Origin of the sequence: Lentzea kentuckyensis, assembly GCF_002150765.1 — a bacterium.
Lineage (GTDB): Bacteria > Actinomycetota > Actinomycetes > Mycobacteriales > Pseudonocardiaceae > Lentzea > Lentzea kentuckyensis.
This window is the reverse complement of record NZ_MUYM01000193.1, coordinates 1016-2689: the sequence shown is the minus strand read 5'-3', so window position 1 is coordinate 2689 and position 1674 is coordinate 1016. Positions and strand designations below refer to the sequence as shown.

The following is a 1674-nucleotide window of genomic DNA, read 5'->3' as shown; positions in this document are numbered from 1 at the left end:
GCCGACCGCAAGCCGGGCGACCTCGTCTTCTGGGGCCGTGCCGACAACGACTCGGACGTCACCACGCACGTCGCTCTCTACCTGGGCGACAACAAGATCCTGGAAGCCTCGCCGCCGCGCAACGGGCAGAGCGTCCGGATCAGCGATCTCAACAGCCATGGCACGCCGTACTCCAAGGTCCGTCGGATCTTCGGATGAACGAGGGGAAGTTCATGAACGTCAAGAGAGTGCTGTCCGCGGTGGCGGGGCTCGCCATCAGTCTCGGCGCGCTGGTCGTCACCGGCCAGGCCGCCCAGGCGGCGCCGGGGTTCCAGATGCCGTTCCCGTGCGGCCAGACGTGGACGGGCCAGACCCGCGGCCCGAACGACACCCACCCGCACAACCCGTACGAGGCCATCGACTTCAACCGCTCCGGCGACGAGGGCGACTGGGTCGTCTCCTCCGCGGCCGGCAAGGTCATCAAGGTCCGCAACGAGGGCAACATCAGCTACGGCCGGTGGATCGAGATCGACCACGGCGGCGGCTGGACCACCCGCTACGCCCACCTGTCGCAGCAGAACGTCTCGGTCGGCCAGCAGGTGTCGCAGGGCGCCAAGATCGGCAAGGTCGGGAACACCGGCGGTTCGGACGGTGCTCACCTGCACTTCGAGCAGCTGCAGAACGGTGACCCGAAGCGCGTCGTGATGAACGGCTCGACCGCGCTGTACTACGGCTCGAAGAGCTACAAGAGCAACAACTGCGGCGGCGGTGGCAGCACCAACCCGTACACGCCGGAAGAGGCGTGCGGTGACGGCTACAAGGTCATCGACGGCGCGAACGTGACCGGTGCCCGGGTTTCCTTGCTGTACAACGCCTCCAACGGTTACAACTGCGTGGTCGCGATCAAGACCACGAAGATCGGCACGGCGTCCGACGTCGGCGCGTTCCTCGAGGTGCAGGGTGCCGCCCGCACCACCGACCGCGACGAGTACGGCTACTACGCGGGCCCGATCAAGAAGAAGGCGCCCGGCAAGTGCGTCAAGTGGGGCGGCATGGTCGGTTCCTCCAGCTACACCAGCGGTTTCGAGCACTGCGACTGATCAGCTGATCAGGCTGTCCAGCAGGTTGTCCCTCCGCAGACCGGGTGTGCCGAGCAGTTCGGCCGCCCGGTCCGCGTGCTTTTCCCGTCCCGCCTTCGCGAGGACGAGGTGCGCGACGCCTTCCCCGTACCGGTCACCGCGGGCGCCGGTGATCTCCAGGCAGCGTTCGGCGTCCTTTGTGGCCTCTTCGGGTTTTCCCGCTGCCAGCAACACTTCCGCACGGCACAGCAGGGCCTGCCACTCGTCGTTGTGCTCACCCGTCAACCGGCACAGCTCGATGCACTCGCTCAGTGCGTCCGCGGCCTCGTCCAACCTCGCGAGCTTGAACAGCGCCTGGCCCTGTGATGCCAGCGCGTACGCCGTTCCAGCGGCGTCCTGGTGCTCGCGGGCGTGCTTGAGACTCTCCGAGGCTGCCTCGAACGCCTGCTCGTACCGGCCGGCGACCTGGTGCACCTGTGCGAGCGCGGACAGCGGAACCCGTTGCGCGCCAGCAGGTCCGTGCTCCTCGGTGAGCTTGAGTGCCTTCGCGAGCGTGTCCGCGGCCTGGTCGAGCTCACCCAGTTCACGTTGGATCGTGCCGATGCCGGCGAGCACG

Annotated in this window: 2 protein-coding genes and 1 pseudogene; 2 read left to right on the top strand and 1 reads right to left on the bottom strand. The window is 67.5% G+C overall.

Going from position 1 to position 1674, the window contains the following annotated elements; all coding sequences use genetic code 11:
* Both B0F77_RS45725 and B0F77_RS45720 read left to right on the top strand, forming a co-directional pair.
* Positions 1 to 198, top strand: a 198-nt coding sequence (locus tag B0F77_RS45725; RefSeq protein WP_143467280.1) for an NlpC/P60 family protein, incomplete at its 5' end; no start/stop codon positions are given.
* A 14-nt stretch (positions 199 to 212) separates the two neighbouring features.
* Positions 213 to 1079 (top strand): M23 family metallopeptidase, encoded by an 867-nt coding sequence (locus tag B0F77_RS45720; RefSeq protein ID WP_086669311.1) that lies wholly within the window; start codon positions 213 to 215, stop codon positions 1077 to 1079.
* On the opposite strand, the pseudogene B0F77_RS48470 reads toward B0F77_RS45720, so the two are convergent.
* Positions 1080 to 1674: pseudogene (locus B0F77_RS48470) on the bottom strand (tetratricopeptide repeat protein); the annotation flags it as partial. It lies immediately after the preceding gene.